Raw genomic sequence first — 12,659 nt, 5'->3', positions numbered from 1 at the left:
CTCATGTCTGCAGGATTGAGGATACGAGAAGTTGGGTATAGGGATGCTGTGGATCATCCAGGACCTGATCAGTAAGGCCACTTTCCACCACGTGACCCTTTTGCATGACCATCAGCCGATGGGAAAGAAGCCGGGCAACTGCCAGATCATGAGTCACCAGTACGACGGATAATCCAAGGTCGCGAACGAGGCCCCGCAATAGATCCAGTAGTCTTGCCTGAACCGAAACATCCAGGCCACCGGTTGGCTCGTCCATGAAAACAAGACGCGGTGCCGTCACCAGGTTCCGGGCAATTTGCAGACGCTGCTGCATACCGCCTGAGAAGGTGGAGGGGAGATCATCAACGCGGATCTGATCGAGTTCGATCTTGCCCATCCATTGCTCTGCTGTGCTTCGGATGTTGCCGTAGTGGCGTTGCCCGATCGCCATCAGCCGCTCCCCTATATTTGCGCCCGCGCTCACATTCATTCGAAGCCCATCGCGTGGGTTCTGATGAACGAATGCAAGGTCGGTACGCATCAATAGGCGCCTTTCAGGTTCTGATAGATCCTGATAAAGGTCCCGATGATCGTCGATGCGGGTGTTGTAGGTAACGCCGCCTTCATTGGGTGCCAACCGTCCGGAAATACTGCCCAGTAAAGTGGATTTACCAGAGCCAGATTCGCCAACAATACCAAGAACTTCCCCAGGCCAAAGATCAAAGGATATTTTCTCGCAGCCGATCCGCTCTCCATAGCGAACGGTAAGGTTTTGGACAGATAGAAGCTTTTCACTATTCGGCATTTTGATGTTCCTTCATGGAGGAGAATAGGCTTTCAGCATTGGCTTCACCCTTGAAACCGGCTTCCTGTCTTTCAGCGCAAAAATGGCTGTCAGAGCAGACAAACATCCGGTTCCCGGCATCATCCAGGACAATTTCATCAAGGAAGCTGTCGCTGGCACCACAAAGGGCGCAGTCACTATCCCACTCTTGTATGTCAAATGGATGATCCTCGAAGTCGAGGCTGGAAACTTTTGTGTAGGGGGGAATGGCGTAGATGCGTTTTTCCCGTCCCGCGCCAAAAAGCTGAAGGGCTGGCATCATGCTCATTTTCGGATTATCGAATTTCGGAATGGGTGATGGATCCATCATGTAGCGACCATTCACCAGTGTTGGGTAGGCGTAGGTGGTCGCAATATGCCCGTGACGGGCGATATCCTCATAGAGTTTGACATGCATGAGGCCGTATTCTTCAAGCGCATGCATTTTGCGGGTTTCCGTTTCCCGAGGCTCCAAAAATCGTAACGGTTCCGGAATGGGAACCTGATAGACCAAAATCTGATCTTCTTTGAGCGGGGTTTCCGGGATCCGATGCCGTGTCTGGATAATCGAGGCTTCTTCAGTGTTTTCAGTGGTTTCCACCGCCGCTGTTTTCGCAAAAAATTTGCGGATACTAACCGCGTTAGTGGTATCGTCAGACCCTTGATCGATGACTTTCAAGCAATCTTCTGGACTGATGACAGCTGCCGTAACTTGAACCCCGCCAGTTCCCCAACCGTAAGGCATGGGCATTTCCCGGCCTGCGAAAGGAACCTGATAGCCAGGGATTGCAACAGCTTTCAAAATAGCCCTTCGGATCATGCGTTTTGTTTGCTCATCCAGATAGGCAAAATTATAGCCAGTGATTTCGGTCTCATATCCGGGCGCGTTCATTCCATAGCCTCCTGTTGTCTGGCAGTTAAAATTTCTTCACGAAGTTTGCGAACCAGCTCCAATTCCGACTGGAAATCCACGTAATGAGGAAGTTTGATATGTTCCACAAACCCGGTGGCCTGGATGTTGTCGGAGTGAGCGAGCACAAACTCTTCATCCTGAGCAGGTGCAACGATTTCCTCCCCAAGTTCTCTGTCTCGAAGGGCTCGATCCACAAGGGCCATGGAAATGGCTTTCCTTTCATTTTGCCCAAAGGTGAGACCATAGCCGCGCGTAAACTGTGGTAGCTCTGACTTGGACCCATTGAACTGATTTACATTTTCGCATTCAGTTACATCAATTTCCCCAAGTTCGATCGGGAAACCCAATTCTTCCGGGGTGAACTCAATGGCGAGATGCCCATAACGGATTTCCCCGACAAAGGCATGGTTTCGGGCATAGCCGCGCTGTGTGGAATAGCCGAGGGACAGCAGAAATCCCTCATCCGCACGGGAGAGGGTCTGCAGGCGAATATCCCGGTCAACTGGGAACGAAACTGCATCGCGAGTTATGTCACCGATGGGATCAGTATCTTCGGTCGAGGAGAGAGGTTCAGACTGGATTAATTCTTCATGCTGCAACAGGTCATCCAGCACACGTGGGATTTCGGCTGACAGTGTTTGCTCAGTTTCTTCGCTTTCAAGCGGGGTTTCTCCATTTGCAGCAAGTGTGAAATCAATCAGTCGATGGGTATAGTCGAAGGTAGGACCCAGTATCTGTCCACCTGGCAGATCTTTATAAGTGGCGGAGATCCGACGCTCTAACAACATAGCGCGTGTGTTGATAGGCACAGAATAGCCAAAGCGCGGTAGGGTCGTTCGATAGGCACGGATCAGAAAAATGGCTTCGATCAGATCACCACGTGCCTGCTTGATCGCGAGGCTGGCAAGTTCAGGGTCATGTAGGGAGCCTTCTGCCATCACGCGGGAAACTGACAACGTCAGCTGTTCACCGATTTGATCTGTTGAAAGTTCCGGCACATCTGGATTGCCGCGACGTTTTTCAGCAAGTAGGCGATGGGCGTTTTCAATCGCTTTTTCACCACCTTTTACAGCGACATACATCTTCAGGCCTCCAGTTTCGTAGAGCGGGGTAAGCCAGCGATTTCCTGCGACGCGGCTAAAATCACATCAAAGCCGCAAGGAAAAAGTTGGTGGTTTCGTTTCAATTTCTGGATCAGGTTTCCCGGGAGTTGTTCGGCAGTTAGGATCGCCTTCTCTTCAATCCCGGGTCCTGAAAGGGTGATGGGTTCTGAGCCTTGGAAGCCATCAACCATCAGGATCAGGGTTGTTGATGCATGAGGGTTCTCAGCATCCCCAACAGCAAGTTGATCGAGGAAAGACAGATCTGAATGAGCGGATGCCAATGCAAATGCAGCGTCGGATGGTTTGCTTGTGATCGGGCAGCCAGTGTGGAACTGTAAATGAGCTGTTAATTGATCACTTTGCAAATCCGCCGCAATAAAAACGGGTGTCTCCAGATCTGCCATTGCGAGGAGAACTGACATCGCAGTCCCGTTGATTTCCGCTGGGGTCGGCAAATCCATCGCTAAGGGAACCAACTTTCCCGGACGGGAAAAGGCATCTAAGACACCCCTGAAAACATGGTTGGAGGCGATTGAAACATTCTCAAATCCAGCGAGAGGGCTTGGTACAGATTGCACGGTCATTAATCTTCCCCCCGAACTATTGTGTAGAAATCAACTTTTGTTGCGGCCGCTTTGCGGGAAAGTTGCTCCCGCTTTGCCAGGCAAGCCCTTTTTAGATCTTGCAAGAAGGTCTCATCCGGTTGGCGATCCTGAAAAGTTGCATCTAGAAGAGCGATCAGTTCAGCATGGCGCTTGCTCCGACCTTTGACATATCCGTGCCCCACAACTTGATTTGTGAGCGTGACACTGCAACGGGCAACTGAGACTTCACCCATATTAAATTGTCGACCATTACCGCCCGCACGGGCGCGGACCATGACAAGACCAATTTCAGGTTCCCGCAAGTATGAATAGGGGATGTCCGGCAAGTTTTCCTGGACATACGTTTCCAGTTTATCTTCTGGCGTGGAGGCCAGAAGGCGAAGCCAGTCTTGCCGCTTTTGTATCTCTGGACTGAGCGTTTGTGACGTCATTATGAAATTTCTCAACAACTCTATTATTTGTCTAGATGTCTATATCTATTTACGGTATAGGGCAGGAAGTGAGATGTTTCGACGACGAGTCTGTTAAACATTTATGAAAGTTGGGAGAGGCCCATGGAATGGGAGAAAGGTCAAGCAATCTGGAAGCAGATTGAGCGGCAGATCCTGAGGGATATTGCCATGCAGATTTTCAAGGCTGGTGACAAACTGCCAACTGAACAGGAGCTCGCCAAAAGGTTTGAAGTTAATCGGCACACAGTTCGTCAGGCGTTGGCAGCCCTGGCAGAAGCAAATGTGATCCGCGTGGAGCAGGGACGGGGCTCTTTCGTTCAGGAAACCTTAATCGATTATCCCATTAACAGCCGAACCCGCTTTTCTCAGATTATTTCCAGCCGACATCGCCTGCCGGATAAAAAGCTTGTCGAAAGTCATGTTAAAAAGGCAAGCCCGACGGTTGCAAAGCACTTGAAGATCAAACCCGGTGAGCCAATTATTGAGATATTGGGTGTCAGTGAAGCAGATAAGGTTCCGCTGGCGGTGAGCCATAGTTTTATGCCGGCAGATCGATTTGAAGGACTTGATCTGATCTTTCAGCAAACAAAAAGCCTGACAGAAGCGTTCAGGTTTTTTGGAATTGAGGATTATACGCGAAAATTTACACGAATTAATGCGGAGCTTCCGTCCCGAAAGATTGCCATGTTACTCAAACAGCAAAAAAGCCGGCCGATCCTGGTGACCGAAAGCGTGGATGTGGATCCCAAGGGTCAACCCATTGAATATGGCCGCACAAGTTTCAATAGCGATCGGGTGCAGCTGGTCGTTGAGCCCTGATGATTTTGTTGATAAAAGTTGGTGGTGAGACTGATGCAGATCGTTGAAAAATATATATAAAATAAAAATCAGTGAAGATTTAAAAAATAAATAATTATTATCTGACGATATTTTGACTTCTCACCGAAAAGAAGTGGAGTTGCTTTCCAGTTGATGAGCAACTCCAACTGAGAACCTTACGCGTCGAGGCCGATAGCTTTACGGCCTTCTTCGGTTTTCAAGGAAAAATCAGTCCCTGCATAGGCTTTACCTTCTTCTGTGCAGAGCCATGCAATGGCTTTAGCAGGCCATTCCGCAGGTATGTGTACGGAAGGATCCAGCTGACTGACCCTGTTAATACCAGATGCTTTAATGGATACCTGCATTCCAGTAGCCACGGTACCTGGGCTCATTCCCACAACGGTAATTCCTTGATCCCGATATTCAACATCAGCACATTTGGTTAGGGACAAAGCAGCCGCTTTTGAAGAGCAATAATGGCTCCAGCCTTCTAGGGCGCCGGTTGCCGCGCCAGAGCTGACGTTCACAATGGTGCCTTGACCAGCTTTCAGCATATGAGGGAGTGCAGCTCTTAGTCCAAAATAGACACCTTTGTAGTTTACATCCGCTGCCGTAACCCAACTTTCAGGATCAGAGTCCGCGAGCCGTGCAATGGGTTCGATCAAACCGGCATTGTTTACCAGAATATCAAGCTTGCCAAAGTTTGAAATTGCCGCATCTACTGCTTTTTCTACATCCTCATACTTGGCGACATCACAGCCAATAGCAACGGCGGCCCCCCCAGCGTCGATAATTTCTTTGGCTAGTTCTTGCAGCGAACTTTCAGTCCGCGCGGCTAAGACTAGCTTAACTCCCTGCTCTGCCATAAAGCGAGCCGTTGCGGCACCAATACCTTTGCTTGCCCCGGAGATCAGGGCAACCTTCCCGTTTAATTCATTCATGTATATGTCCATTAAATTGGCCGCAAGGGATCCACTGGACTTTCGCAAAAGGGGATCGGGTGCGGCTAAAGGTTTAGAATTATTGTAGTCTAATATGACTGTTAATTATTATGGTGGATGACAGGTTGGAATGCAACTGCCCGGCCTCATAACTTTTTGTTGAACTTGCCAGTCATAGCGGTCGCAAGCACTAACATGAAACCTACATATGAATAAGATAATTTGATGAAGTTTTTGGAAGCCTGAGGTTCTAGAGCCATAGATGACAGACGAGCCAGTGAAAAAATCAATTTTGATTGTCGGTGCCGGAGCTATTGGGCGAGGGTTTCTGGCGCCGCGTTTGGTGGAAGCTGGCTATGATGTGTGTTTTGCCGATCGGGATCCAAGCCTTATTCGTGAATTCGACCGGGATGACAAGATTTTTAAGACAGTTACTGTTTTAGAGGATGGATATGATCTTTTAGAAGCTCCTTACACAGCATGCTTGCATATAAACGACATTGGCCAACTCATTGATCAAACTGATTGTGTTGTTTTCGCCGTTGATGAGCGGGATCTTAAAGATGCAGCAGGTGAAATTCGCCGTCTTCTAAGACCAGATAGTAATGCCCTTGCTGTTCTAAACATTTACTCAAATCCGGAAATTCAGACCTATCTGGAAACGTTGTTTCAACAGAGAGCTGAAGTTCAACCAATTACTGTGGACTGTTTGGTTAGCCCAAAGGCGCCGTCAGAACTTATGCATATCGACCCTTTATGCGTGACCGCAGCTTCGGGTACTCTCATCCTGCCTGGTGAGGGTAATCAATATAACATTCCCCTTTGTATTCGTGGGATGAAGGCTGAAGAGATTTGGCGTTTGCAACAATTTTTGGATCTGAGTGCTCAGTTATCGCTATCGTATCTCGGTGTACATAAAGGGTATCAATATCTGCATGAAGTCGCAGTTGATTCCGAGGTGTACTTAAAAGTGTTGCACCTAATTAGACAAATCCGGGACATCCTTGATAAAATGGGTATGTGTTCGGATAAGTCTATGAATGAATACATAAAAATCTGTTTAAACCGGATCCGGAATAATCGACTCAGGCTTCCCTTGGAGCATTCCGGCAAACATCCGATCAACTATTTAGAAGCAGGTGGATTATTACAACAGATTTATCAAATTTTTAAAGATCAGGGGCATCCGACCGATGGGATCACGGAAATAATGCTTCATGCTTTCCTATATCCTTATTGTCCATTCCTTCAACGCAAGCGGGAGCTTTTGGATCCTACGCAGTTGATCGAGGATGTCTGTGGGCCGAATTTGCCAACAGAGCTCATGCATCATCTGCTGGATGGACTTCAGGGTTACGAAAAAGGCTCGTTAGATCGGTAGTGTTTCTCTAGCAGTAACGAAGGCGTTTTTTCGGTTCGAAAACGGGGTCGTGGTTGGTGACGGTCAGTTGGATAAGATCGTCGCTGTTGTCTGTATAGAAAGGCTCGCCAACTTCATGATAATTGGGCCCAAAGCGAGCCGGATTTGCGACAGGTGCGTTTGCAACGCGTGTAATCGCGTGCGCGGGCCTATCTTTCAAATAACCATCCCATTGGGTGATAAACTGTTTAAAAATACCTTTGCGGCGGTATTTGGGAAGAACACTTAACCAACAAATCTCTAAGCTGTAGGGATTATACATTTCTGGAACGCCAGCCTGAATAAAGAGATGTTTGTGATAGTGCACATTTTGATATCGGGCGCAGCAAACGCCAGCTATTTCCCTACCAACAAGACCAAAAAACAGCATATTTGCCATGGGAACTCCACGTTGCAGGTTTGGCAACAGGGTTTCTCCACCCTCCATGACAATCTCGATAAAGCGTTTGTGCATTTCTGGTGGGCAGTCTATCGGCCGGCGCATTATGACTTTCAGTTCAGGTTCAACTTCTGGCATGGGTGCTTTCTCTTATTGTGGTTTTGCGTAAATCAGCCTTTTGGAGGGATCGTATATTGGATCATGGTTGGCAACGGCCAACTGGATCAGGTTTTTGTCTGTCGCAGGGTAGAAGGGCTTGCCTGCCCTTTCATAGCCGTAGGGTGAAAGATCAGAAACCTTTTTATTCTCCACACGGGTAATCGCATGGTGAGGGCGGTTTCCCAAGTAGCTCTTGCGGAGCTTATGCATCAAATTCCAGCCGCCGAGATTTCTATATTCAGGTAAAATACTTAGCCAGCAGACTTCCACGCTGTAAGGATTATACATTTCGGGGACACCTGCCCGCTCAAAGAGGTGGCGATGATAATTTTTCTCCTGATATCGAACAGCACTGGCCCCGACAACAGCTCCATCTGCTAGCATGAAGAACAGCATTTCAGCTTTCGGTATGCCAGATTGAAGGTTAGCCCTAGGAACTTCTCCACTGGCGAGAACAATACTGGCAAATCTATTTAATAGCTGATTGGAACAGTTAATTGGCCTTTCCATTGCAGCTTCGATTTTTGTATTTTGATCTCCCATGGATCCCCCCCAGTATCCCGCATATTATTGCTGATTGAAGCGTATCATAGGGCTATAGCCTTTTCAGAGAATTAACGTCCCTTCCAGATGGGCTTTCGTTTTTCTACAAAGGCTTTTCGGGCTTCCTGGCTGTCTTCTGATGCAAATGCGACGGCCATGGCATCAAGTGCGGTTGGCGGAACTTGTTTAAAGTTCATTCCTTCAACCCGATACATCAATTCTCTGGAAATTTTGAGAGCGACAGGGGACATGCTAGCAATTTTCTCTGCCAGTTTTTTGGTTTCGGCATCAAGCTTGTCGCGCGGAACAACATCCGTAACAAGGCCAAGTCGGTCGGCTTCTGGCGCGGTTATGGGCTCGCCTGTGAAGATTAATTTCGCAGCTTTCATACGTCCTATTAATTCTTGAAGATGCCAAACATGCATACCAGGAGGCGCAGCTAGATTAGGAACGCCTGGATACCCGAAATCGGCATCTTCGGAAGCAATGATCATGTCGCAAGCAAATGCCAGTGTGCATGCACCTTCCCGAGCATATCCGTGGACTGAGGCTATTATTGGTTTGGTGAGGCTCCTGACGCGCTCAACGGTTTTGATGTAGAAAAGGGACAAAAAATCTTTCATTTCAGTAGGACCGAATTGTTCAAGAAATTTTAAATCCACTCCCCCGGATAATCCTTTGCCCCGGCCTGATAAAATTATGACCCGAATGGCTTCATCTTTGTCGGCGAGGTCGAGCGCTTCCAGATATTCATAGGTTAAATCGTAATCAATCAGGTTGGCAGGAGGGCGGTCAAGAATGATCTCTGCGATAGGGCCATTGGTTATATATTTGAGGGTTTTAAAGGGTTTTTGAGGCATATTTTAATTCGGTTCGCTACCGGAACGACCGCCTTTCTAATTATACGATTGGGCCATTAGTCTAGGCGAGATTAGATGCAGTGAAAAGCATTTGGCGTCATTTAGTCAGTCTTCCTGTTCGGGTGGGATTTTCTTATTTAGGGAAAATTTTTATACGCTTAACAGCATATTAATCAATTCGCGAAAAACTTTAGGATCATTTTGGGGGTCGGCAAGTGTGTCAAATGATTATTGCCGAAATGAATCATGACCGAAGCTGGTGGCTGCTGAGGTCCAAGTAAGGGATGTAGAAGTACCATGGGAGCAAGCAAAACGCTCAATGCCGGAAATCTTAAGTCGGCTGCTGGTTTTATAACCAAATTTAGAAACCTTAAAACAAAAACCAAGATCCTAATCGGAACCTGCGCGCCTCTGGTCCTGCTGATTATTCTGGGCATGGTGGCTGGTCTCAATGTTAACGGTTTGGTTGAGACAAGTGTAACGCTGAACCAGACGCGAGAATTGTCTTCAAAAGCGGCAGCTATTGAGACATCGGCGCTCCATATGGAAACAGGTATGCGCGGGTATTTGCTGGCCGGACAGGAAAGCTTCTTGAAGCCATACAAATCCGGTGAAGAAGAAACTTATGCCTTGATTGAAGAGCTGCGGGCAGAAATTGGGCAGGACAATCAAGCGCAGTTAGATCGTTTAACGAAAACAGAATCGATCCTGAAAAGCTGGCAGAAAGATGTTACTGAGCCCAGTATTGAGCTCCGCCGCCAAATCGGTGATGCACCAACCATGAACGACATGGCTAAACTTGTCGGCGAAGCCAAGGGCAAAGTCTTCTTTGAGAACTTCAGAAAAGAGATCGATGCTTTTATTGCTTTTGAGCGGTCCCGGCTTGAAACAAGGAAAGAGGAATTTTCGGTAGCTAAGGATGCTGTTCGTGAGCAGTTCAAAGTGGTTAAGGAGACTGCGGCTGCAGTTGAATATACCCAAAATATCCTGACGGCTGTAACGCGCGTGAAGAACCTAATTACCGAAATGCAATCAGCTCTCAGGGGTTATCTGATCGCTGGCAACGAGGATTTTCTAGAAACATATCAATATTCAGAAGATCTGATGTTTGCTGAGCTTGAAGTTCTAGGTTTAGAGGTTGAAGCTGATGAAAAGCATGCCGAGAGCGTGACGAAGGCAGATGAAGCCATTTATCAGTGGATTGAAGTTGCTGTTAAACCGGCAATTGAGCTTCGAAAAGCGGTTAGCAACGGCACTGGTAATTTGTTGCAATTGAACGGTTTTCTGGGCAGCAATGCCGGTGCTAAAGAGCTAGAAGCTTTTAATACGGCTCTTGGATCGATTTCCCAAGCTGAAACAGAACGGGTTCATTTCAAGAAAGCGGATGCTTTGGCGGCGGAACAAAAAGTGGAAGCCGGTTTGGCTACCATGATCATGAATGAAGAAAAAGTTTCTGCCAGCTCTAGAGTGATTGAAGATGCATTAAATATTTTGACATCTGCTGTCGATATGGAAACGGGTATGCGCGGATATCTTCTCTCCGGTCAAGATAGTTTCCTGACGCCGTATACAGAGGGCAGCAAATTATTCAAAAAAGCGATTGCTGATCTAAATGCGCGTGTCATGTTTCAGGAAGCAGAACAGTCAGAGCGTCTAACAAAAGCATCGAAGATCATTGATAGCTGGCAAAAAGATGTTGTTGAGGGAATGATTGAGCTGCGCCGTGGAATTGGTGACGCCAAGACTATGGATGATATGGCGGACTTGGTAGGTGAAGCCCGCGGTGAGAAATATTTCCAGGAATTTCAGGCTGTCATGGGCGAATTCCGCTCCGTACTGGAAAATCAGATGGCAGAAAAGTCTGACGCTGCACAGAGTACTGTGGTTAATACCTATATCATTATTGCGCTATGTGTTCTGGGTGCAATTGGTATTGGGCTATTGCTAGCGGTCTTGATTGGGAATGGTATTGCAAACCCCATCCGCAAAATGACAACTGCCATGAATGAACTGGCAAATGGTAACTTAGAAGCGGAAGTGCCTTCTTCAGAAACCAAGGATGAAATTGGTGAAATGGCGAAAGCCATGGGCGTGTTCAAGGATAATGCGCTTGAGACCGAACGCCTGCGGGAAGAGGCTGAAAAGGCTGAGAAAGATCGTCAAGAGCGTGCAGCTCAGCGTGCAGAGGAAGAGAAACGCCGTGAGGAAGAGGCCGAAGCTGAACGTCAGCGGCGAGATGAAGAAAATCGTTCAAACTTGCTTAAATTGGCAAATGAGTTTGAAAAATCTGTTGGAAGTATTGCAAACGCTGTTGATGCAGCGGCTCGAGATATGCACTCCTCCTCAGAACAGATGCTGAAGGTCGTGGAAGAAACCAACACCCAGACTTCCAGTGCTCTTGGATCAGCTGAACAAGCGTCTTCCAATGTGAAAACAGTGGCTTCAGCTGCTGATGAAATGTCTAGCTCGATCCGCGAAATCAGCAAGCAGGTTGCTCAGTCGACCCGGGTTGCTGGTGATGCCGTGAGACAGGCAGATGACACCCATCAACAGATCAAGTTCCTCGTTGAGTCATCGCAAAAAATTGGTGAAGTCGTTGAATTAATTACCGATATTGCCGAACAGACAAACCTGTTGGCACTCAATGCGACGATTGAGGCAGCCCGTGCTGGTGATGCTGGTAAAGGCTTTGCTGTCGTTGCCGCAGAGGTTAAGAATTTGGCGAACCAGACGGCTAGGGCGACTGAAGAGATTTCAAACCAGATTAGCGGTATCCAGGGTGCTACTCAGGAATCTGCTGATGCTATTCAGGGAATTTCCAACATCATCGGGCAGATGGACGAAATTTCTGCGGCTATTGCTGCAGCGATTGAGGAACAAACTGCTTCAACGGAGGAAATCTCCAGAAGCGCAGGTGATGCCGCGACGGGCACAAATGAGGTAACAACCAATATCTCAAATGTAACCCGGTCTGCAGAAGAGACTGGTTCCGCAGCGAGCCATATTCTGGATCAGTCTTCAAATCTGGCGGCTAGATCATCAGAATTGAATGAGGAAGTCGCCAACTTCCTGAAAACAGTGCGGACAGCCTAACTGCAAAGCGGAGCGGGAAAGGGCAGTTTATATCGCTTCATGCTGTATGAACTGTCCCAACCTCTCAGCTGTATTTCCAAGAGCTGTTAGGCAGTTTTCTGATCGATTGGGTGGAAGATAAAGGGCAAGTTCGGTAACGAAGTGTGTTTCTCCACCTTTCTCTACCTGCTCTGACTTAAGTCGAACAATATTGCCTCCAAACTCACTGATGACTTCTGTGAAGCGAGCAAGTAACCCAGGCTGATCGAGACCATCAAGGAGAACGATATGGGTAATATCGCGTGATGGTAACTCTAAATCCGGTAAGCTGAGGCGCTTGATATCAATTTCAGCATGTTCGAGGGAGGCAAGTGTCCGCAGTTCTTCTGTAACAGCACTCTCAGTTAATTCCTCAGGAATCTCCAGCAAACTGGTCAGTCCACCACCTTCTCCAAGACCGGCAAAACTCGTATCCCCCAAATTGATCCCCTGGCCGGATAGAAACCCAGTTACATCCGAGATTAACCCAACCCGGTCTGGAGAGAAGATAGTCAATAAGGCTTTGTATGTATTCATGGATCAATCCAGTCA

General features: G+C 47.8%; 13 protein-coding genes. 3 read left to right on the top strand and 10 right to left on the bottom strand.

Annotation, left to right across the window (positions count from 1 at the left end; translation table 11 throughout):
- Position 1 precedes the first annotated feature (1 nt).
- From phnK to phnG, 5 genes are read right to left on the bottom strand one after another with little or no spacing between them, the layout of a single operon-like run.
- Positions 2-784, bottom strand: coding sequence for a phosphonate C-P lyase system protein PhnK (gene phnK / locus HH301_RS01465; RefSeq protein ID WP_169566295.1), 783 nt, complete (start codon positions 782-784; stop codon positions 2-4).
- Positions 774-1,694: an alpha-D-ribose 1-methylphosphonate 5-phosphate C-P-lyase PhnJ gene (locus HH301_RS01460; RefSeq protein WP_169566293.1), complete on the bottom strand. Its 921-nt coding sequence runs from the start codon at positions 1,692-1,694 to the stop codon at positions 774-776. Before HH301_RS01460 ends, phnK begins: the two co-directional genes overlap by 11 nt.
- Positions 1,691-2,797 (bottom strand): carbon-phosphorus lyase complex subunit, encoded by a 1,107-nt coding sequence (locus HH301_RS01455; RefSeq protein WP_169566291.1) that lies wholly within the window; start codon positions 2,795-2,797, stop codon positions 1,691-1,693. The genes HH301_RS01460 and HH301_RS01455 overlap by 4 nt, the downstream gene beginning before the upstream one ends.
- 2 nt (positions 2,798-2,799) lie before the next feature.
- Positions 2,800-3,402, bottom strand: coding sequence for a phosphonate C-P lyase system protein PhnH (phnH, locus tag HH301_RS01450; RefSeq protein ID WP_169566290.1), 603 nt, complete (start codon positions 3,400-3,402; stop codon positions 2,800-2,802).
- Positions 3,402-3,854 carry a phosphonate C-P lyase system protein PhnG gene (phnG, locus tag HH301_RS01445; RefSeq protein WP_169566288.1) on the bottom strand — a complete coding sequence of 151 codons (453 nt, stop codon included), beginning with the start codon at positions 3,852-3,854 and terminating at the stop codon, positions 3,402-3,404. The genes phnH and phnG overlap by 1 nt, the downstream gene beginning before the upstream one ends.
- Positions 3,855-3,977: 123 nt before the next feature.
- Between phnG and phnF the strand changes: the two genes are divergently transcribed.
- The gene (gene phnF / locus HH301_RS01440; protein WP_169566286.1) at positions 3,978-4,694 is read left to right on the top strand and encodes a phosphonate metabolism transcriptional regulator PhnF; all 717 of its coding nucleotides are present in this window, start codon (positions 3,978-3,980) and stop codon (positions 4,692-4,694) included.
- 176 nt (positions 4,695-4,870) lie between these two features.
- Here phnF and HH301_RS01435 read toward each other — a convergent pair whose 3' ends face one another.
- Entirely contained in the window at positions 4,871-5,635 is a 765-nt protein-coding gene (locus HH301_RS01435) for an SDR family oxidoreductase (protein ID WP_169566284.1), read from the bottom strand.
- Between the two features lie 262 nt (positions 5,636-5,897).
- Here HH301_RS01435 and HH301_RS01430 point away from each other — a divergent pair, with 262 nt between their 5' ends.
- Complete coding sequence (locus HH301_RS01430; protein WP_169566282.1) at positions 5,898-7,016, top strand: 2-dehydropantoate 2-reductase N-terminal domain-containing protein; 1,119 nt, start codon at positions 5,898-5,900, stop codon at positions 7,014-7,016.
- A 7-nt stretch (positions 7,017-7,023) separates the two neighbouring features.
- Here HH301_RS01430 and HH301_RS01425 read toward each other — a convergent pair whose 3' ends face one another.
- The 3 genes from HH301_RS01425 to HH301_RS01415 form a co-directional block, all read right to left on the bottom strand.
- Positions 7,024-7,572 (bottom strand): GNAT family protein, encoded by a 549-nt coding sequence (locus HH301_RS01425; RefSeq protein ID WP_169566280.1) that lies wholly within the window; start codon positions 7,570-7,572, stop codon positions 7,024-7,026.
- A gap of 12 nt (positions 7,573-7,584) precedes the next feature.
- Positions 7,585-8,136, bottom strand: a complete 552-nt coding sequence (locus tag HH301_RS01420; RefSeq protein WP_169566279.1) for a hypothetical protein — start codon at positions 8,134-8,136, stop codon at positions 7,585-7,587.
- A gap of 71 nt (positions 8,137-8,207) precedes the next feature.
- Positions 8,208-8,996: an enoyl-CoA hydratase/isomerase family protein gene (locus HH301_RS01415; protein ID WP_169566277.1), complete on the bottom strand. Its 789-nt coding sequence runs from the start codon at positions 8,994-8,996 to the stop codon at positions 8,208-8,210.
- Between the two features lie 297 nt (positions 8,997-9,293).
- On the opposite strand from HH301_RS01415, the gene HH301_RS01410 reads away from it, so the two are divergent.
- The gene (locus tag HH301_RS01410) at positions 9,294-12,089 is read left to right on the top strand and encodes a CHASE3 domain-containing protein (RefSeq protein WP_169566275.1); all 2,796 of its coding nucleotides are present in this window, start codon (positions 9,294-9,296) and stop codon (positions 12,087-12,089) included.
- Between the two features lie 27 nt (positions 12,090-12,116).
- Here HH301_RS01410 and HH301_RS01405 read toward each other — a convergent pair whose 3' ends face one another.
- Complete coding sequence (locus tag HH301_RS01405) at positions 12,117-12,644, bottom strand: glycine cleavage system transcriptional repressor (protein WP_169566273.1); 528 nt, start codon at positions 12,642-12,644, stop codon at positions 12,117-12,119.
- Positions 12,645-12,659 lie beyond the last annotated feature (15 nt).

Origin of the sequence: Sneathiella limimaris, assembly GCF_012932565.1 — a bacterium.
Lineage (GTDB): Bacteria > Pseudomonadota > Alphaproteobacteria > Sneathiellales > Sneathiellaceae > Sneathiella > Sneathiella limimaris.
This window is presented reverse-complemented; position numbering and strand designations above follow the sequence as displayed.